Annotated in this window: 15 protein-coding genes; 10 read left to right on the top strand and 5 right to left on the bottom strand. The window is 66.2% G+C overall.

The window, feature by feature from the left end:
- The first annotated feature begins 183 nt into the window (after positions 1-183).
- From otsB to BKY59_RS14500, 3 genes are read left to right on the top strand one after another with little or no spacing between them, the layout of a single operon-like run.
- A complete protein-coding gene (gene otsB, locus BKY59_RS14510; RefSeq protein WP_076072809.1) occupies positions 184-918 on the top strand; it encodes a trehalose-phosphatase in 735 nt (244 codons plus the stop codon).
- On the top strand, positions 915-2708 hold the full coding sequence (locus BKY59_RS14505; RefSeq protein ID WP_076072808.1) for a glycoside hydrolase family 15 protein: 1794 nt from the start codon (positions 915-917) through the stop codon (positions 2706-2708). Before otsB ends, BKY59_RS14505 begins: the two co-directional genes overlap by 4 nt.
- Complete coding sequence (locus BKY59_RS14500; protein WP_076072806.1) at positions 2705-4078, top strand: alpha,alpha-trehalose-phosphate synthase (UDP-forming); 1374 nt, start codon at positions 2705-2707, stop codon at positions 4076-4078. Before BKY59_RS14505 ends, BKY59_RS14500 begins: the two co-directional genes overlap by 4 nt.
- A 202-nt stretch (positions 4079-4280) precedes the next feature.
- Here the strand turns inward: BKY59_RS14500 and BKY59_RS18145 are convergent, their stop codons facing one another.
- The gene (locus BKY59_RS18145; RefSeq protein WP_083672165.1) at positions 4281-5687 is read right to left on the bottom strand and encodes a sugar transferase; all 1407 of its coding nucleotides are present in this window, start codon (positions 5685-5687) and stop codon (positions 4281-4283) included.
- Positions 5688-5925: 238 nt separating this feature from the next.
- Positions 5926-6588, bottom strand: coding sequence for a hypothetical protein (locus BKY59_RS14490; protein WP_129586405.1), 663 nt, complete (start codon positions 6586-6588; stop codon positions 5926-5928).
- 153 nt (positions 6589-6741) lie between these two features.
- On the opposite strand from BKY59_RS14490, the gene BKY59_RS14485 reads away from it, so the two are divergent.
- The 3 genes from BKY59_RS14485 (at position 6742) to lepA (ending at position 10168) form a co-directional block, all read left to right on the top strand.
- A complete protein-coding gene (locus tag BKY59_RS14485) occupies positions 6742-7383 on the top strand; it encodes a response regulator transcription factor (RefSeq protein ID WP_076072803.1) in 642 nt (213 codons plus the stop codon).
- A 133-nt stretch (positions 7384-7516) separates the two neighbouring features.
- Positions 7517-8044 (top strand): glycine zipper 2TM domain-containing protein, encoded by a 528-nt coding sequence (locus tag BKY59_RS14480; protein ID WP_076072802.1) that lies wholly within the window; start codon positions 7517-7519, stop codon positions 8042-8044.
- Between the two features lie 315 nt (positions 8045-8359).
- Positions 8360-10168, top strand: a complete 1809-nt coding sequence (lepA, locus tag BKY59_RS14475; protein ID WP_076072800.1) for a translation elongation factor 4 — start codon at positions 8360-8362, stop codon at positions 10166-10168.
- A gap of 262 nt (positions 10169-10430) precedes the next feature.
- Here lepA and BKY59_RS17820 read toward each other — a convergent pair whose 3' ends face one another.
- The 3 genes from BKY59_RS17820 to BKY59_RS14465 form a co-directional block, all read right to left on the bottom strand.
- Complete coding sequence (locus tag BKY59_RS17820; RefSeq protein WP_165374864.1) at positions 10431-10580, bottom strand: hypothetical protein; 150 nt, start codon at positions 10578-10580, stop codon at positions 10431-10433.
- A gap of 129 nt (positions 10581-10709) precedes the next feature.
- The gene (locus BKY59_RS14470; protein ID WP_076072799.1) at positions 10710-11765 is read right to left on the bottom strand and encodes a ribonucleotide-diphosphate reductase subunit beta; all 1056 of its coding nucleotides are present in this window, start codon (positions 11763-11765) and stop codon (positions 10710-10712) included.
- Between the two features lie 60 nt (positions 11766-11825).
- Positions 11826-13721, bottom strand: coding sequence for a ribonucleoside-diphosphate reductase subunit alpha (locus BKY59_RS14465; RefSeq protein ID WP_076072797.1), 1896 nt, complete (start codon positions 13719-13721; stop codon positions 11826-11828).
- A 287-nt stretch (positions 13722-14008) separates the two neighbouring features.
- On the opposite strand from BKY59_RS14465, the gene BKY59_RS14460 reads away from it, so the two are divergent.
- The 4 genes from BKY59_RS14460 to BKY59_RS14445 all read left to right on the top strand — a co-directional run bounded on the left by BKY59_RS14460 (position 14009) and on the right by BKY59_RS14445 (position 18131).
- Positions 14009-15523 carry a fumarate hydratase gene (locus tag BKY59_RS14460; RefSeq protein WP_076072796.1) on the top strand — a complete coding sequence of 505 codons (1515 nt, stop codon included), beginning with the start codon at positions 14009-14011 and terminating at the stop codon, positions 15521-15523.
- A gap of 185 nt (positions 15524-15708) precedes the next feature.
- The gene (locus tag BKY59_RS14455; protein ID WP_076072794.1) at positions 15709-17145 is read left to right on the top strand and encodes an MBL fold metallo-hydrolase; all 1437 of its coding nucleotides are present in this window, start codon (positions 15709-15711) and stop codon (positions 17143-17145) included.
- Positions 17146-17224: 79 nt separating this feature from the next.
- Entirely contained in the window at positions 17225-17518 is a 294-nt protein-coding gene (locus BKY59_RS17815) for a hypothetical protein (RefSeq protein WP_076072792.1), read from the top strand.
- Positions 17502-18131 carry a DUF3617 family protein gene (locus BKY59_RS14445; RefSeq protein WP_076072791.1) on the top strand — a complete coding sequence of 210 codons (630 nt, stop codon included), beginning with the start codon at positions 17502-17504 and terminating at the stop codon, positions 18129-18131. The genes BKY59_RS17815 and BKY59_RS14445 overlap by 17 nt, the downstream gene beginning before the upstream one ends.
- The last annotated feature ends 2 nt before the right edge of the window (positions 18132-18133 follow it).

The raw sequence follows: 18133 nt of genomic DNA, 5'->3' as shown, positions 1-18133 counted from the left end.
TAGCCGAGGGGCGCTGTTGGCTTCTCCACTACGCTCAAAGGGTCCCTCGACTTCGCTCGGGACGGACGGTTTTGTGACAAGGTTCCGTAACATAATCTTCCGGCCATCGCGGTAGCAGGGGCGGTCACCCGAAAATTGCTGCACTGCAACGGAACAAACCGCGAGGCCAGCGTTCCTCCCCTTATGAACGACCCGCTTCCCCCGCCGCCCATCGACCTGATCGATGGGGCGAGCCTGTATCTCGATTTCGACGGGACGCTGGTTGAGATCGCCGAAACGCCCGATGCGGTCGTGGTGGAGGCGCGGGTGCCGGCGCTGCTGTCCGCGTTGTCGGTGCGCCTGGACGGGCGGCTGGCGCTGATCAGCGGGCGGGCGATCGACGGTCTGGCGGCATTGGTGCAGGTGCCGGGACTGGCGATCAGCGGCAGCCACGGTGTCGAGACGCTGTGGGGAGACGGGCGGCGCGACGGGCCGGCGCGGTCGGCGGGGCTGGACGTGGCAGTCGATGCGGTGCGTGCCTTTGCCGCCGCGCGCGACGGCGTGCTGGTGGAGGAAAAGCCGTTCGGCGTGGCGTTGCATTACCGCGGCGATCCGGCCGCGGCGGACGACGCACATGCGCTGGTGATGGCGCTGGCGGGCGACGCCGGGCTGGACGTGCAGACCGGCAAGATGGTCGTGGAGCTGCGCCCGGCCGGGGTCCACAAGGGGCACGCCCTGCGACGATTGCATGCCGAGGCGCCCTTTGCGGGGCACCGCCCGCTGTTCGTGGGTGACGACGATACGGACGAGGCGGCGTTCGTGGCGGCGGCCGGGCTGGGCGGCTGCGGCATATTGGTCGGGCCGCCGCGGGCCACCGCGGCACGATACCGGTTGGATGATGTGACGGCGGTGCGCCGCTGGCTTGGGGACATGCGATGACGAACGTGAAGACGAACCTGGACCTGTGGCCGATCGGCAATTGCCAGGTGTCCGCGCTGATCGACGATCGCGGGCGGTTCGTATGGGGGTGCGTGCCGCGGGTCGACGGCGATCCGCTCTTTTCCACGCTGATCGGCGGGGACGGGGCGGAGCGCGGCTATTGGGCGATCGATCTGGAAGGGGCGGTGAAGACGAGCCAGGCCTATATCCGCAACACGCCGGTCCTGGTGACACGTCACAAGGACGCGGACGGCAACGCGATCGAGGTGGTCGATTTCTGCCCGCGGTTCGAACAGGTCGGGCGGACCTATCGGCCGGTCGCCTATGCCCGCGTCGTGCGGCCGGTGGCCGGCGTGCCGCGGATCCGCATCAGGCTGCGCCCGACGCACGACTGGGGGACGGAGCCGGTCGAGACGACGAGCGGCTCGCACCACATCCGGTACCTGACCAACCCGCTGACGCTGCGCCTGTCGACCACCGCGCCGGTCGGGCGGATCGAGGCGGAGACGGTGTTTCGGTGCGAGCGACCGCTGCACCTGTTCCTGGGGCCGGACGAGAGCTTTTCCGGTGATATCGGCGCGACCGTGGACCAAATGCTGGAACGGACGATCGCGGAATGGCAGGGCTGGGTCCGTGGCCTCGCGACGCCGGTGGAATGGCAGGACGCGGTCATCCGGTCCGCAATCACCCTGAAGCTGTGCCAGCATGAGGAAACCGGGGCGATCGTCGCGGCGCTGACGACGTCGGTGCCCGAACATGCCGGGTCGGAACGCAACTGGGACTATCGCTACTGCTGGGTGCGCGACGCCTATTATACGGTGCAGGCGCTGAACCGGTTGGGCGCGCTCGACGTGCTGGAGGCGTATCTCGAATATCTCCGCAATATCGTGGGCGAGGCCGAGGGCGGCCATATCCAGCCGCTGTACGGCGTGCTGGGCGAGGCGAAGCTGGAGGAGCGGCTGGCGCCCGGCCTGCCGGGCTATCGCGGGATGGGGCCGGTGCGGGTCGGCAACCAGGCCTATGAACAGATCCAGCATGACGCCTACGGCCAGATCGTGCTGTGCAACGTGCAGGCGTTCGTGGATCGGCGGCTGTTCCGCATGGCGGGCATCGAGGATTTCCGCGCGCTGGAAAAGGTGGGCGAGCGTGCGTGGAAGTTCCACGACCAGCCCGACGCCGGACTGTGGGAGTTGCGCACCCGGCAGTCGGTCCACACCTATTCGGCCGCGATGTGCTGGGCCGCGTGCGACCGGCTGGCCAATGCGGCGCACGCGCTGAACCTGGAGGATCGCTGCCGCTTCTGGCAGGATCGGGCGGACAAAATCCGCGCCACCATCATGGATGCGGCGTGGCGCGAAGACACGCAGCGGCTGTCGGCGACCTTTTCCGGCGACGATCTGGATGCCAGCCTGATCCAACTGCTCGACCTGCGGTTCCTGACGCCGGACGATCCGCGCTTCCTGTCCACGCTGAATGCGGTGGAGGCCGGGCTGCGGCGCGGCAGCCACATGCTGCGATACGACAGCGAGGATGATTTCGGGCTGCCCGAGACGGCATTCAACGTCTGTACGTTCTGGCTGATCGAGGCGCTGCATTTCACCGGGCGGGAGGCGGATGCCCGCGCGCTGTTCGACGAGATGCTGGCACGGCGGACGGGGGCGGGGCTGCTGTCCGAGGATATCGACCCGGTCACCGGCGAATTGTGGGGCAATTACCCGCAGACCTATTCGCTGGTCGGGTTGATCAACTGTGCCGTCCTGCTGTCGAAACCATGGAGTGCCGTGCGATGAGCCGTCTGGTCGTCATATCGAACCGCGTGTCCGCCCCGACCGGGTCGCATTCCGGCGCGCAGGGCGGGCTGGCCGTGGCGTTGCAGGCCGCGCTGCAGGAACATGGCGGGATCTGGTTCGGCTGGTCGGGCGAACGGACCGACGCCTATACCGGCGAGATCAACTATACCGAAGGGTATGGCGTCACCACCGCGACGATCGACCTGGAAGACCAGGATATCGAGGAATATTATGACGGCTATGCCAACCGCACTTTGTGGCCGCTGTTCCACTACCGCATCGATCTGGCCGAATATGAACGTGGGTTCGCCGATGGGTATCAGCGCACGAACGAGCGGTTCGCGGACAGCGTCCGGCCGCTGATCGGCGAGGGGGACGCCGTCTGGATCCAGGATTATCACATGATCCCGCTGGGCCAGGAACTGCGCAAGCGGGGGGTGACGAACCGGATGGGGTTTTTCCTGCACATCCCCTGGCCGCCGCGTCGGCTGCTGTCTACGCTGCCGCATGCCGCCGAGCTGGCTCAGACGTTGTTCGCCTATGACGTGGTCGGGTTCCACACGCGCGAATGGCTGGAGAGTTTCCAGGATTTCGCGACGAAGGAGCTGGGTGCGACGTTGGGCGCGGGCGGCGTGTTGACGCTGGGCGACCGGACGGTGACCGCGATCGCATGCCCGATCGGCATCGACACGACCGAGTTCGTGGAGGCATCGCGCGGGGTGAATGCGCGGCTGGCCTATCGCCGGATGCGCGACAGCGCGGACGGGCGCGATATGATCGTGGGCGTCGACCGGCTGGATTATTCCAAGGGGCTGGAGGAACGGTTCCTGGGCTATGAACGGTTCCTGGTCGAGCATCCGGAACAGCGCAAGGAGGTGTTCCTGCTGCAGATCGCGCCGCCCAGCCGGGCGAGCGTCGAAAGCTACCGCAAGATCCGCAGCACGCTGGACGCGATGTCGGGGCGCATCAACGGGGCGTTCGCCGATACCGACTGGGTGCCGATCCGCTACGTCAATCAGGGCTATCCGCGCGACGTGCTGGCCGGCATCTACCGCGCCGCCCGGATCGGGCTGGTGACGCCGCTGCGCGACGGCATGAACCTGGTCGCCAAGGAATATGTCGCGGCGCAGGACCCGGAGGATCCGGGCGTGCTGATCCTGTCGCGCTTCGCCGGTGCGGCCGAACAGCTGACCGACGCGGTGCTGATCAACCCGTACAGTGCGGAGGAGATGTCGGACGCGATATCGATGGCGCTGGCGATGCCGCGCGCGGAACGGATCGAACGCTGGCGCGCGATGATGGATGTTGTCGAGCGGGAAGACGTGCTGTGGTGGCGCGACCGGTTCGCCGCAGCACTGCTGGCGGCGTGACTGGCATCAGTGCGACGGGTGGCGTCGGATCGCGCTGACGCCAGTTTGATTCACGCCGCAACGCTTCGTCCCGAGTAGGGACCGAGCCTGTCGAAAACACTGCGCAGGGTTCTCGACCGGCTCGAACCAAACAGGTCAGTCGGCGGCGCGATCAGGTCGCGTCATGGTTCGGGGACATGGCGTCACAAACAATGTGGCGCCCTCAGAACGCGTTGCGGTGGACGAGTACCTTGGCCGTGGCGACCAGGATGCGGATATCGCGCGCCAGCGTCCAGCCGTTCAGATATTCGAGGTCGGCCTGCAACCGGTTGACGAGGTCGATCCGCTCCAGCGTCGCGCCGCGGAACCCGCGGACCTGCGCCAGACCGGTCAGGCCGGGCTTGCTGGCGTGGCGGTGCCAGTAACGCTGGTCGACTTCCCAGAACAGCTGGTCGCCGGCCAGCGAGCCGAGCGCGTGCGGACGGGGGCCGACGAAACTCATGTCCCCTTTCAGAATGTTGAGCAACTGCGGCAGTTCGTCGATGCTGGTCTTGCGGATGATGCGGCCGACGCGGGTGATGCGGTCGTCGTCGCGCGATGCGGACCGGTTGCCGCTATGGTCGAGCAGCGCGGTCTTCATGCTGCGGAACTTGTACATGTTGAACAGGCGGTTGCCGCGGCCCAGCCGTTGCTGGACGAACAGCACGGGCCCACGGTCGTCCAGCTTGATCGCGATGGCGGTGGCGACCAGCACGGGCATGATCGCGACCATGCCGACCACCGCCAGGACAACGTCCAGCAGACGTTTCAGGACGCGGTTGGGCAGGCTGAGTGCGCCGGACGACACGACCAGCGTGCCGGACCCGGCGAAATAGCCGGTGCCGAGCGTGCCGAGCCGGGCGATGTCCGGATCGACGATTTCCCCCAGGATGTTCGCGCCCTTCAGCGCCATCGCCCAGGCCAGCCGGCGATCTTCCGCACAGGCGACCACGACGCGGTCGGCATGCTGCAGAAAGCGGCCGAGCCGATCGAGCATTAGCGGATCGCGGGCATCGGGGACCAGGCCGGCGACGGCGGCATCGACCAGCAGCACGCCCGGTTCGGCCGGTGCCTGCGCCCCGTCATGGATCATCACGATGCTGAGCGGCGAGGCGCCGTAGGCCCGGCGGGCGAGCCGATCGAAGATCATTCGTCCGACGATCAGCGCGAGCATCGAGACGGCGATGCCGATGCTGAACGCGATCCGCGAATAGTCGCCCGCACCGCGCAGGTAGAAGACGAGGAACGTCACCGCCGCGATGGCGATCATGAACGCGCTGAGCGCACGGCCGATGCCGTAGCGCCGCCGGACGAGCGCGCCGACGGAATAGGCGTCGTTGTTGACCGCGATCGCCAGGAAGATCGGTGCGACGACCTTCAACAGGTAGAAGCCGTTCGGCGCGAACGGCGTGTCGAACCGCAGGATGTTTGCGATGATGAAGCCAATCAGGATCGCACCGAGATCGACCGCCATCATGCCGAGCATCAGTTGCAGGCGCAGCCGTTCCTTCCGGCGCGGCATCAGCGGGCGCAGATAGCCGCCCCATTCCGGGTCCGATGCCGGTTCCTGTCCGGTGGGCTGCTGCTCCATGGTCAGGCGATCCACCGTTGGCCCGACGCGCGAGGGGGGCCGGGTTGCGGGGCGCCGTACGATAGAAGATCTGCCCTGCGTTTCATGCGGTCGTCATCCGTTCGCGCGTCCGGGGCGGTCCCGGGACGCTGCGTCCCGTTCCGTCGGGGATGGGTAGCGCGGACGGTGAAAATGGCAATATCAAAGCCGTGCCGCAGGGACCAACTGCCGCCCGGGATCGATCGGACGTTTTGTGCCATCAGCCCGCGGTGCCACGGTCGAGCAGGATATCGAGGGTGGCCCGCGCGATCCGGGTTTCCAGCCAGGCATCGGGCAGATGCGCGGGCCCGTCACGTTCAACCCGCTGCCATGCGGCGGCGAGCAGCGGGAAATCGAGCGTCCCGGCGATGCCGGCGATCCGGTGGGCCAGCGTGGCGATGGTCCTGCCTTCGTCCACGGCACAGGGATCGTCGGCCGTCAGCACGGCGGCGAGCCTTGCCCGGAAACGGGTCATGAGTGCGGCGACGCCGGCCGCGCCGACCAGCGGGGCCAGCCGCGCGACCGGGTCCGGCGGGGCGACGCCGCTGCGCGATGCACCCGCGATCCGCGCGTGCAGCGCCGCATCCGACGGTGGCGGATCGCCGGACGCGGTCGTGAGGACGGGCAGCGCCCCGCGCGGCGGGGGAAGGCGTCTGATTCGCATCGCCAGACTCGCGCCGTCCGGCCCGGACAGGTCGCCGAGCAGCCAGAGCAGGTCGTAATCGCGGGTTGCGGCATGGGCGACGGCGGCCGCGCCGTCGGTGACGGTGGTGAGTATCCAGCCACGATCCGCCAGTAGCATGACGGGCCTGGCGGCATGCGATCCGTCCGCCGTGGCGATCAGTATCGCATGACCCAACGGAATCGGAGGAAATGATTCCATATCCTGTCCCGCCTTCGGTTCGCCGCATCACTGCGAAATTAGACCTTTGTCTAACGTCTATGCCGTCGACAGACGGGCAGTATTCCGCGACTAAGACTGTGGTACGCTAACAGGCGGCATGGTGATATTGGGCAATAGAGGTAGTAATATCGCGTGGCAACATCGCGTATCCTCATAGCGGACGATCATCCCCTGATCGGTGATGCGTTGCACCTTGCCATTTCGGCACGGCATCCGGACCACCGGGTCGACATCGTCAGCAGCGTCACGGCGGCAGAGGCGGCTTGCCGCGACACGAAGGGGGTCAGACTGGTCCTGCTGGACTACCGCCTGCCCGACAGCGATGGCTTTTCCGGATTTTTCCGGTTGCAGTATCTGCTGGGTGACGTGCCGATCGCGATCATATCGGGGTTCGGCGACGCGAAGATCGTCGAGGCCGCCCGCGTACTGGGCGCACAGGGTTTCCTGTCGAAGACCCAGCCGCTCGACGTGCTGGCCGATCTGGTCGACCGGATGTTGCGGGGGGAGCGCGTGTTTCCGCCGGCGACCCGCCCCGCGCATGAGATCGAGGTGGCGCGCGAACGGCTGGAGACGCTGTCGTCCGCCCAGCGGCGCGTGCTGCTGGCGCTGGCGCGCGGACATCTGAACAAGCAGATCGCACAGGAACTGGGCGTGTCCGAAGCGACGATCAAGGCGCATCTGACCGCGATCTTCCGCAAGCTGGGCGTCCTGAACCGAACCCAGGCGGTGCTGTCCATCCAGCCGCTGCTGCGGACCACGGAGCAGGCCGGGTAGCGTGTCGGCGCCGCGCATCGGGTGACCGGCGGCATGGCCGGGCGATGAACGAGTCGTAGTTTGCGGTTCACGCAACCGTTTTGCCGAACCACCTGTTCTCCCGTCACTATCCACAACAAGCTGGAACAGACCCATGCGCAAGTTCATCGTCGCAGCCACGCTGGCCGCCATCGCCGTCCCCGCCATCCCGGTCGTGGCGCAGAGCCGTGAATATCGCGAGGACATCCGCGATGCCCGCCGTGATCGTCGCGACGACCTGCGCGACGCGGACAGCCGCAAGGACGTGCGCAAGGCGAACAAGGAATATCGCAAGGACGTACGCCAGGCCAACCGCGAGGAATGGCGCGAGGGTCAGCGGTACGACTATAACCGTCCGCCGCAGGGTGGCCGCTATTATGCCGACCGCTACTATCGTTCGGGCAACCAGTATCAGGCGCGCCGGCTGAACAGCAACGACCGGGTCTATCGTGGCCAGAACGGCAATTATTACTGCCGCCGCAACGATGGCACGACGGGTTTGCTGATCGGCGCGCTGGGCGGTGGCGTGCTGGGCAACCTGATCGCGCCGGGCGGATCGAACACGCTGGGCACCCTGCTGGGTGCGGGTGGCGGTGCCTTGGTGGGTCGTGGGATCGACCGGAACAATGTGCAGTGCCGCTGAGCGCCACTGGGTCAGGCCTAGCCTGACCCTGAGAGCGCAAAGCGCGGCCGGCGGGCTTTAGCCCGACCGACAGCACGGGCTTTGCCCGGGACCCCTTCCTTCCTTCTTTCGGTTGCGGCCGGGGGATAGTCGGGAGGGGTTTCTTTTTACGCTCCATCCTACCCCAAGCCACACCCCCTCTCCCAACCCTGTCCCCGCGGGGGAGAGGGCTTTCTTGTCCCACCCAGCCCCCGCGCATTCCCAAGCCTTTGCCCCTTACGCGCCCACCTGCTATCGCGGCGGAGACCCAATACTCCCGCCCAAGATCGGCCCCGCGTGACCCCACTTTCCTCGATCCGCAATTTCTCGATCATCGCGCATATCGACCATGGCAAGTCGACGCTGGCCGACCGCCTGATCCAGCGCACGGGCGGCCTGCAGGACCGCGAGATGACCGCGCAGGTGCTCGACAATATGGAGATCGAGAAGGAGCGCGGGATCACGATCAAGGCGCAGACCGTGCGGCTCGACTACACCGCCAAGGACGGCAAGGCCTATGTCCTGAACCTGATGGACACGCCGGGCCATGTCGATTTCGCCTATGAGGTGAGCCGGTCGCTGGCGGCGTGCGAGGGCGCCTTGCTGGTCGTCGACGCCGCGCAGGGCGTCGAGGCGCAGACGCTGGCCAATGTGTACCAGTCGATCGAGCACGACCACGAGATCATCCCGGTCATCAACAAGATCGACCTGCCCGCCGCCGAGCCGGAAAAGGTGAAGGCGGAGATCGAGGACCTGATCGGCCTGTCGACCGAGCATGCGGTGCTGGCGTCGGCCAAGTCGGGGATCGGGATCGACGAGATCCTCGAGGCGATCGTGGCGCATATTCCGCCGCCGAAGGGCGACGCGGCGGCGCCGCTGAAGGCGATGCTGGTCGACAGCTGGTACGACCCGTATCTGGGCGTCGTCATCCTGGTACGCGTGATCGACGGGGTCCTGAAGAAGGGCCAGCAGATCAAGTTCATGGAGGCGGGCACCGTCCATCTGATCGACCGGGTGGGAGCGTTCCGGCCGAAGATCGACGTGCTGGCGGAACTGGGACCGGGCGAGATCGGCTTCATCACCGCGCAGATCAAGGAAGTGGCGCAGACCGCGGTCGGCGACACGATCACCGATGCCAAGCGACCGACGGCGGAGGCGCTGCCGGGGTTCAAGCTGGTGCAGCCGGTGGTGTTTTGCGGGCTGTTCCCGATCGATGCGAACGATTTCGAGAAGCTGCGCGACAGCCTGTACAAGCTGCGGCTGAACGATGCGTCCTTCTCGTTCGAGATGGAGACGTCGGCGGCGCTGGGCTTCGGCTTCCGCTGCGGGTTTCTGGGGCTGCTGCATCTGGAGATCATCCAGGAGCGGCTGACGCGCGAGTACGACCTTGACCTGATCACGACCGCGCCGTCGGTCGTGTACCATATCAACCTGGCGCACGGCGCGGGGATGACCGAACTGCACAACCCGGCCGACATGCCCGATCCGATGAAGATCGACACGATCGAGGAGCCGTGGATCGAGGCGGTGATCTACGTGCCCGACGAACATCTCGGGTCGATCTTGAAACTGTGCCAGGACCGGCGCGGGATCCAGAAGAACCTGACCTACGTGTCGGGCCGCGCGCAACTGACCTACGAACTGCCGCTGAACGAAGTGGTGTTCGACTTCTACGACCGGCTGAAGTCGATCAGCCGCGGCTACGCGTCGTTCGACTATCACCAGATCGGGTACCGCGAGGGCGACCTCGTCAAGATGAACGTGCTGGTGAACAACGAGCCGGTCGACGCGCTGTCGATGATCGTCCACCGTTCCGCCGCCGAGGCCCGCGGGCGGCATATGTGCGAGCGGCTGAAGGACCTGATCCCGCGGCACATGTTCAAGGTGCCGATCCAGGCGGCGATCGGCGGCAAGGTGATCGCGCGCGAGACGATCGCGGCGCTGCGTAAGGACGTGACCGCCAAATGCTATGGCGGCGATGCGAGCCGGAAAAAGAAGCTGCTGGAGAAGCAGAAGGAAGGCAAAAAGCGGATGCGGGAATATGGCAATGTGTCGATCCCGCAGGAGGCGTTTATCGCGGCGCTGCGGATGGGGGATGAAGGCTGAGCGCCACGGGAACAGCATGGCTGTTTCCGAGAGCGCGAAGCCCAACCGGCGGGCGCCGAGCCCGGCCGACGACGTGGGCTTTGCCCACGGCCTTTGTTGTTTGTTTCTTTGGGTTTATTCTAAGGCGAGGACCTTTCCAGCCTAAAACCCTCTCCCCAACCCTCCCCCCGGAAGGGGGAGGGGGCTTGGTCATGCTTGCGATGATTGAGTGCGTCTGACTTCATGTCGGGACAGGGCGGCCGCAAGCTCTCCCGTCAGCTCGTCAGTAACCGCGCTTCTTGGCCTTGTAGTAGGCGTAGCCGGCACCGGCGGCGGCACCGATGATCGGGCCGATGAACGGCACCGGGATCGCGATGACTGCGCCGATGGCGGCGGATTTCGCCATGCTCTTGCCGAGGGTCTTGTCTGCCATCCGAGGGTCCTTTGTTCATGGTCCGCCGATTTGCGGCGTCGGACATGGGAACGATTGGCCGGCAGCGAGGGTCCGTGGCCCCACGGGTTTGTTGTCGCCCCCTCCCGACAAGAAGGGGCGACCAGATCCTTACTCCGCCGCAATCCCGGCGTGGCCGAACATGTCGCCGATCGCGACATCCTCGTTCGCGACGGGCAGGGCCGCACCGGCGACCTTGCGGCGATCGAACGAGTCCCACACGTCGTTCCACTGGCCACGCGTCGCGGCCTTGGAATATTCGGTTGCGCGAGCTTCGAAGAAGTTCGCATGCTCGACGCCGTTCAAGAGCGGGGCGAGCCAGGGGAGGGGATGCTCCTCGATCATGTAGATCGGCTTCATGCCGAGCTGACCCAGCCGCCAGTCGGCGATGTAGCGGATATATTTCTTGATATCCTTGGCCTTCATGCCCTCGACCGGGCCCATTTCGAAGACGAGGTCGATGAACGCGTCCTCGATCCGGACGGTCTTCTGGCACATGTCCATGATGTCGTCGCGGACTGCCGGCGTCAGGCACTGGCGTTCGTGGCAGAAAGCGTGGAACAGCTTGATGATGCCTTCGCAGTGCAGGCTTTCGTCGCGGACCGACCAAGTGACGATCTGGCCCATGCCCTTCATCTTGTTGAACCGCGGGAAGTTCATCAGCATCGCGAACGAGGCGAACAGCTGAAGCCCCTCGGTGAAGCCGCCGAACATCGCGAGCGTGCGGGCGATATCCTCGTCGCTGTCGACGCCGAACGTGTCGAGATAGTCGACCTTGTCCTTCATCTCCTTGTACTGAAGGAAGGCGTTATAGTCACTTTCCGGCATGCCGATCGTGTCGAGCAGATGGCTGTAGGCGGCGATGTGGACCGTCTCCATGTTGCTGAACGCGGTCAGCATCATCTTGATCTCGGTCGGCTTGAACACGCGGCCATACTTTTCGTGGTAGCAATCCTGCACCTCGATGTCGGCCTGCGTGAAGAAGCGGAAGATCTGCGTGAGAAGGTTGCGCTCATGATCGCTGAGCTTCTGCGCCCAGTCGCGGCAATCCTCGCCGAGCGGCACTTCCTCCGGCAGCCAGTGAAGCTGCTGCTGGCGCTTCCAGAAATCGAATGCCCAAGGGTACTCGAACGGCTTGTAGACACGGGAGGCGGAGAGAAGGGACATGGCGGTTCTTTCTGATGCGGACTGACGGACTAGAACAAGCTCAACTCACGGATTGCCGGATTATTGGCAGGCGAGGCACTCGTCATAGTCCTTCACGTCCAGTTCGATCTGGCGGAGGTCGATGCTGTTGTCGGCTTCCACCCCACCGGCGAAACCGGCGCGCTGGATGCTCTTGGAACGAAGATAATAGAGCGACTTGATGCCGAGTTCCCAGGCGCGAAAGTGGAGCATGAGCAGGTCCCATTTCTCCACGTCGGCAGGGATGAACAGGTTCAGGCTGGTCGCCTGGTCGATATAGGGCGTCCTGTCGGCGGCGAGTTCGAGCAGCCAGCGCTGGTCGATCTCGAAGCTGGTCTTGAACGTGTCCTTTTCCTCGGCCGAGAGGAAATCGAGATGCTGGACCGAGCCGCCCAGTTCCAGGATGCTGTTCCACACCGCGTCGCTGTTCTTCGACTTGGTCGCGAGCAGCTTTTCCAGATATGGGTTCTTGATCGACCAGGAGCCCGACAGCGTCTTGTGCGTGTAGATGTTGGCCGGGATCGGTTCGATGCAGGCGCTGGTGCCGCCGCAGATGATGCTGATCGACGCGGTGGGCGCGATCGCCATCTTGCAGGAGAAACGCGCCATCACGCCCTGGTCGGCGGCATCGGGGCAGGCACCGCGTTCGATCGCGAGCTGCATCGAGGCTTCGTCGGCCTGTGCGGAGATCTGCTTGAACATCCGCATGTTCCAGCTCTTCGCCATCGCGCCTTCGAACGGCACGCCGCGTGCCTGGAGGAAGCTGTGGAAGCCCATGACGCCGAGGCCGACCGAGCGTTCACGCTCCGCGGAGTAGCGCGCGCGCTCCATTTCCGGCTCGGCGCGGTCGATATAGTCCTGCAGGACATTGTCGAGGAAGCGCAGCACGTCCTCCACGAACCGCTTGTCGCCGTTCCACTCGTCCCACTTTTCCAGGTTGAGCGAGGAGAGGCAGCAGACCGCGGTGCGATCGCGGCCGAACTGGTCGCGCCCGGTGGGCAACGTGATTTCCGAGCAGAGGTTGGAGGTCGAGACCTTCAACCCGACGTCGCGCTGGAACTTGGGCATCGCGCGGTTCACCGTGTCGGCGAACACGATATAGGGCTCGCCGGTCTGGAGCCGCGTTTCGACGAGCTTCTGGAACAGCGAGCGGGCGTCGACCTCGGCGCGCTTGCTGCCGTCCTTCGGGCTGACGAGGTCGAAGCTGGAGCCCGACCGGACCGCCTCCATGAAGGCGTCGGTCAGCAGCACGCCGTGATGGAGGTTCAACGCCTTGCGGTTGAAGTCGCCCGAGGGTTTGCGGATTTCGAGGAATTCCTCGATCTCCGGATGGCTGACGTCGAGATAGCAGGCGGCCGAACCACGACGCAGCGAGCCCTGGCTGATCGCGAGCGTAAGCGAGTCCATGACGCGCACGAACGGGATGATGCCGCTGGTCTTGCCGTTCAGACCGACCGGTTCGCCGATGCCGCGGACATTGCCCCAATAGGTGCCGATGCCGCCGCCGCGCGAGGCGAGCCAGACATTCTCGTTCCACGTCTCGACGATGCCTTCGAGGCTGTCGGGGACCGAGTTCAGGTAGCAGGAGATCGGCAGGCCGCGACCGGTGCCGCCGTTCGACAGCACCGGCGTCGACGGCATGAACCACAGACGCGAGATATAGTCGTAGAGCCGCTGGGCGTGCGGCTGATCGTCGGCATAGGCCGAGGCGACGCGGACGAACAGATCCTGGTAGCTTTCGCCAGGCAGGAGGTAGCGGTCCTTGAGCGTATCCTTGCCGAAATCGGTCAGCAGCGCGTCACGGCTGTGATCGATCGTGACGACGTGAAGTTGCGGCCGGGCGCCCTGCTGCGAAACGGAGGCCGCCGGCGCATCCTGCGCGGGGCGTTCGTCCGCCAAGGGCGCCGTCGCGGTCTCGTTCGAAGAGGCGAAATCCATTATAGTCCCCGATTTATCCACAGCTTTGTTCACTAGAGATCGTGTCGGAAGGCTGAACGACGCACTAGGTCTTGTGTTTCCATGGCTAAACCGCCGCGCGCCGCAGATCAATCGGCCGAACTGTCCAAGGCCCCCGCGGAAACGGCGCGACGCGGCGGATTTCCACGCTTTCCGATCCTGTCAATCGGCCGAAAAATATATGAAGCGCACCGGAAGATCGTGGCGATTGGCGCGGCCGGTCGCGACGCGGTAAGGTGCTGCCACCATATCTGGGGAAGCGCCTGTCCATGATCACCATCCGCGAAGCCGACCTGATCGAGAGCGTCGCCGACGCGCTGCAATATATCAGCTACTACCATCCGATGGATTATATCCGCGCGCTGGGGGCGGCGTATGAGGCGGAGCAGGGCCCGGCGGCCAAGGATGCGATCGCGCAGATCCTGACCAATTCGCGGATGTGCGCGGAGGGGCATCGCCCGATCTGCCAGGATACCGGCATCGTCACGGTGTTCGTGAAATGGGGGCAGGATTGCCGGCTGGAGAGCGCATCGTCGTTGCAGGCGGTGATCGACGAGGGGGTGCGGCGCGCCTACCTGCACCCCGAGAACCGGCTGCGCGCGTCGATCGTGGCCGACCCGGCGTTTTCGCGGAAGAACACCAAGGACAATACGCCGTCGGTCGTGAACGTGGAGATGGTGCCGGGTGCCACCGTCGAGGTGACGGTGGCGGCCAAGGGCGGGGGATCCGAGAACAAGAGCAAGTTCGCGATGCTGAATCCGTCGGACAGCATCGTCGACTGGGTGCTGGAGATGATCCCGAAGATGGGCGCCGGCTGGTGCCCGCCGGGGATGCTGGGGATCGGCATCGGCGGCACCGCGGAAAAGGCGATGACGCTGGCCAAGGAATCGCTGATGGGCGACATCGACATGGCGACGCTGAAGCTGCGCGGCCCCGCCAACGAAACCGAGGCGATGCGGATCGAGATCTTCGACAAGGTCAATGCGCTGGGCATCGGCGCGCAGGGGCTGGGTGGGCTGTCGACCATCCTGGACGTGAAGATCGAGAGCTGGCCGACGCATGCGGCGTCCAAGCCGGTCGCGATGATCCCGAACTGCGCGGCGACGCGCCACGCGCATTTCACGCTGACTGGCGCGGGGCCGGTGTATCTGGAGACGCCGAACCTGGACGACTGGCCGAAGGTGGAGTGGACGCCGTCGAAGGAGTCGATCCGCGTCGACCTCGACACGCTGACCCCCGCGGTGGTGGCGACGTGGAAGCCGGGCGACCGGCTGCTGCTGAACGGCAAGATGCTGACCGGGCGCGATGCGGCGCACAAGCGGATCCAGGACATGCTGGCCAAGGGCGAGCCGCTGCCCGTCGAGTTTGCGGGCCGCGTGATCTATTATGTCGGGCCGGTGGATCCGATCGCGGGTGAGGTCGTTGGCCCGGCCGGCCCCACCACCGCGACGCGGATGGACAAGTTCACCGCCATGATGCTCGACCAGGGGCTGCTCGCGATGATTGGCAAGGCGGAGCGCGGGGTGGCCGCGATCGAGGTGATCCGCGAACGCAAGTCCGCCTATCTGATGGCGGTGGGCGGTGCGGCCTATCTGGTGGCACGTGCGATCAAGGGCGCGAAGGTCGTCGGGTTCGCAGACCTGGGCATGGAGGCGATCTACGAATTCGAGGTGCGCGACATGCCGGTGACGGTGGCGGTCGATGCGGAGGGGGTGAGCGTCCACCACACCGCGCCGCTGGTCTGGCGCGAGAAGATCGCGCGGATGGCGTTGGAGGGGGTCTGAGGTTTGTGTCGGGCTTGTCCTCGACCGAAGGGCGATCCCGGCTTTCGCCGGGATGAGTTACTCCCTTCTACGTCATCCCAGCGCAGGCCGGGATATCGCTTCGGTCGGACGACCTGCGCTCCGGACCACAGCCGGAAATACACCCCGCCCATGACGCGTTCCGGATCGTCGCGGCCGTCCGTGGCGTGGCGGCCATCCCCTTCGACCGCGAAATAGCCGAACGGCAGCCATGGCAGTTCGACCGCCGCGAACGCGCCGTAGTCGACCGACGTCTCATCGCCGCCCAGCCGGGTGCCGCCGACATAGTCGCCGGTGGCACGGATGCTGCGGGCTTGGGCGACGCGTGGGGCATGGCCCGGCCGGCGCGACCCATTTTGCGATATGGTGTGGCAGGCGCAGCGATCGGTGGCATGGACGCCGATGTGCCCCGGTGGCGGACCCGACCCGGTGGCGGGGCGTTCGTGCCCGACGGAGAGTGCGAGGATGGGTGTATGCAGCGGATCGGGAAGCGATTGGCGACCGGGCTTTTGTTCGCCGTGGTCGGGTTGTGCCTGGCGGTGGTGATCGTGCCGCGGTTCCTGGACCGGATTTATTATCGCGGGCCGGCGAGCGACCATTTCGACGGCGCGCGCTTCTTCAACCCCGGCGATCCGGCGGCGGGCGGCCGGCGGTCGGGGTCGATGCTGCGGTTCATGACCGGGCGGGATCGCGCGCCGTGGCCCGCAACGGTGCCGGTGACGCCGGGCCGCGCGCTGGCCGCGCTGACACCCTGCCCGGCGCGGACCGGCGGCGTGGTGCACGAGGCATGGGCGCAATGCGTGCCGGCGGCGGCGATCGATCCGCAGCGGATGGCGGTGACGTGGGTCGGCCATGCGACCGCGCTGATCCAGACGCAGCGGCTGGCGATCCTGACCGATCCGATCTGGTCCGATCGCGCATCGCCGGTGGGGTTTGCCGGGCCGAAGCGGGTCCGTGCGCCGGGCATCGCCTTCGACGACCTGCCGAAGATCGACGTCGTGCTGATCAGCCACAATCATTACGACCATCTGGACCTGCCGACGCTGAAGGCGCTGTGGGCGCGCGACAAGCCGCTGATTGTGACATCGCTGGGCAATGACGCCATCCTGCGCAAGGCGGGCATCCCGTCCGTGACGCGCGACTGGGGCGGCAGCGTGGCGGTGACGCCGGCGGTGTCGGTGGTGGTGGAACGCGTCCATCACTGGGGATCGCGGTTCGGCGTGGACCGCAACCGTGCGCTATGGTCCGGCTTCACGATCCGCCTGCCGGGCGGAAACGTCTTCTTCGCGGGGGACACGGGCTATGGCGACGGCAGCTGGACGCGGGAAGCGGCGGCGCGCGGCCCGGTGCGGCTCGCCATCCTGCCGATCGGCGCGTACGAGCCGCGCGGCCTGATGCGGGACGCGTATATGAACCCGGCGGAGGCGGCGGCCACGTTCCGCACGCTGGGCGCCCGCACCGCGCTGGGCGTGCATTGGGGGACGTTCCAGCTGACTGACGAGGCGATCGACGCGCCGCCGCGCGCGCTGACGGCGGCGTTGACGGCGGCCGAGCGGACGCGGTTCCGCGTGACGGAGGCCGGCGTACCCTGGGAAGTGGAATAGGCGCCCAGCCCAATGTGCGGCGTCTGGCGTTATCCGCCGTGCGCGTGCAGCATCCGGGGGGATCGTAGGAGGCCGGGTGATGCTGGGGGCGGCGCTGGGGATGATGGCTGGGATGGCCGCGGTCGCGATGGTCGTGCCGACGCCGCCGGCCCGGCCTGTCGCGGAGGCGGAGATCGTCGTCATCGCGCGCAAGCTGCGCACGGTCGGCATCGATTATGCGGTGCGCGGCCGGAGCCTCCAGCGGTGCGACATCACGCTATCAAGCGGCGATGTGCGGCTCGACCGGATCATGTGTTGCGATGCTGAGCGCCTGTGGGGAGACCGGGCGAGGTTCGCTGTCGCGGGCCAAATCCTGCGTGAACCGGCGAGTTGATTCGCTGGAGGACGGGAATGCGGTGCCCGTACCTGCGCCGGTGCTGGCGGCAACCCCGCCCGTACGCGGCCCGGTCACGATACGGACGGATCCGCCGCGACCGAACCCGATCGGGACGCCGGTGCGGCCACCGGACATCGTGGTCAGGGCCCGCAACCGTGCGGACGACGCGATCGAGATCGTCGGAAGACGTCCCGTCGTCGTAGCCGGGCTTTGGCAATTCGAACATGGGCCGCAGATCACATACGAAGCGCCCGAGGATGGCGACCAGAAGCGCATTCCGCCGACGATGACACCCGGGTTCATGACGAGGCACTGCATCGCCGATGTAAAGGTCGAGCAGGCGATTCGTCGCATGCTGGGCGACGACCCGGATCGTTCGCGGGAAAGGGGCTGTTCGCTGTTGCGAATCCGCATTGCGGAGGGACGGCTGAACGGTCGCCGCCAATGCGGCGGCATCTTCGGACAGGCCGACCGGACGGTCCGCGGTGTCCTGTCTCCGCCGACGCTCGACGTGCGTGGCTATGACGTCGTCACGTCGTCCCGTACGAATATGACCGGTGAAATGCGGTGGCGGATCCTCGGCCGGCGGATCGCGGCCTGCGCGGGCTGATC

Origin of the sequence: Sphingomonas montana, from assembly GCF_001956315.1 — a bacterium.
Taxonomy (GTDB): domain Bacteria; phylum Pseudomonadota; class Alphaproteobacteria; order Sphingomonadales; family Sphingomonadaceae; genus Sphingomonas_R; species Sphingomonas_R montana.
The sequence above is the reverse complement of the archived record's forward strand: the minus strand, read 5'-3'. Positions and strand labels throughout refer to the sequence as shown.

Coding starts and splice junctions, on each gene's coding strand:
- otsB (WP_076072809.1), top strand. CDS start 184: ATGAACGACCCGCTTCCCCCGCCGCCCATCGACCTGATCGATGGGGCG.
- BKY59_RS14505 (WP_076072808.1), top strand. CDS start 915: ATGACGAACGTGAAGACGAACCTGGACCTGTGGCCGATCGGCAATTGC.
- BKY59_RS14500 (WP_076072806.1), top strand. CDS start 2,705: ATGAGCCGTCTGGTCGTCATATCGAACCGCGTGTCCGCCCCGACCGGG.
- BKY59_RS18145 (WP_083672165.1), bottom strand. CDS start 5,687: ATGGAGCAGCAGCCCACCGGACAGGAACCGGCATCGGACCCGGAATGG.
- BKY59_RS14490 (WP_129586405.1), bottom strand. CDS start 6,588: ATGGAATCATTTCCTCCGATTCCGTTGGGTCATGCGATACTGATCGCC.
- BKY59_RS14480 (WP_076072802.1), top strand. CDS start 7,517: ATGCGCAAGTTCATCGTCGCAGCCACGCTGGCCGCCATCGCCGTCCCC.
- BKY59_RS17820 (WP_165374864.1), bottom strand. CDS start 10,580: ATGGCAGACAAGACCCTCGGCAAGAGCATGGCGAAATCCGCCGCCATC.
- BKY59_RS14470 (WP_076072799.1), bottom strand. CDS start 11,765: ATGTCCCTTCTCTCCGCCTCCCGTGTCTACAAGCCGTTCGAGTACCCT.
- BKY59_RS14465 (WP_076072797.1), bottom strand. CDS start 13,721: ATGGATTTCGCCTCTTCGAACGAGACCGCGACGGCGCCCTTGGCGGAC.
- BKY59_RS14460 (WP_076072796.1), top strand. CDS start 14,009: ATGATCACCATCCGCGAAGCCGACCTGATCGAGAGCGTCGCCGACGCG.
- BKY59_RS17815 (WP_076072792.1), top strand. CDS start 17,225: ATGCTGGGGGCGGCGCTGGGGATGATGGCTGGGATGGCCGCGGTCGCG.